Below are 1,071 nucleotides of genomic sequence, written 5' to 3' on the forward strand. Positions count from 1 at the left end.
CAGCAGGGCCACGTGCAGGGAGAGGCAGGCCTCGACCGAGTCGAGGTCCACGTCCAGGACGCGGCGGATCCGGGCCAGGCGCTCGTAGAAGGCCGGTCGGGACAGGTGTGCCGCCCCGGCCGCCGCCGACTTGTTGCGGCCCTGCTCCAGGTACGCCCGCAGGGTGCCCAGCAGCTGTTCCCGCGGGTGCTGCGCGTCGTGGGTCAGCAGTGCGCCAAGTTCCCGCTCGACGAAGGTCTGCAACCGGGGCTCGTCGCGCAGCAGGTGCAGCAGCCCCGCCAGCCCGACGTGCGGCAGCCGGAAGACCGGCAGGTCCCGCCGGTCCCGCCGGGCGGCGTCGGCGATCTGCCGGGCCTCGACCAGCGACCGGCGCGCCTCCCGCAGGCTGGGCACGCCAGAACCGGCCGCGACGAGCAGTCCGCCGCCTGCCGGCCGGGCCACGCCGTTCGTCCGCCCGTGGGACCGGGCCGGTCCGTCACCACGGACGGGGCCGCCCGGGCGGGCCTGGCCGTCGGGACGAGCCGAGCCGCCCGGGCGAGGATGACCCTCCGGGCGAACGAGCGAGTCCGGGCGGGCATGGCCGTCCGAGCGGGCGGGGGCGTCCGGGCGGGTGCGGTGCAGCGCGGTGGCGAACGCGGCCAGCGACCGCTCCTCGGCCGCCGGCTCCGGCAGGGCGAGCAGCACGCCGACGGCATGGTCGTCGATGGCGCTGGAAAGCCCGGTCAGCTTCGCCTCGTGCAACGCCTGCCCGACCGCCTCGGCGAGATCACGCAGCCGAGCAGGACCGGCCTCCGGACCGCCCGGCTGCCCCTGGTCCGGGGCCGGGCCGCCCTCCCCCGCCGGGTCGTCGGCCCGGTGCCGGACCACCACCCCGACCAGGTGCCGGCGCTCCAGCAGCACGCCGAGCGCCCGGGCCCGCAGGGCGACCTCGTCCACCGGCAGCGAGTGGTCAAGCAGGGCGGTGAGCAGCGTACGGTGGATCTGCCGCTCCAGGCCCTCGGCGTCGCGCCGGATGAGCCGGCCCAGGGCCAGCGTCGAGGCGGCCCGCTCAACGAGGATGGTCAGCCGGGT

The 1,071-nt window shown here is 77.4% G+C and carries 1 protein-coding gene; it reads right to left on the reverse strand.

The features are described 5' to 3' along the window. A partial coding sequence (locus F6X68_RS32775) for a CdaR family transcriptional regulator (RefSeq protein WP_192581653.1) occupies positions 1-1,071 on the reverse strand: 1,071 nt, incomplete at both ends.

Source organism: Micromonospora sp. AMSO12t, assembly GCF_008806585.1.
Classification (GTDB): domain Bacteria; phylum Actinomycetota; class Actinomycetes; order Mycobacteriales; family Micromonosporaceae; genus Micromonospora; species Micromonospora reichwaldensis.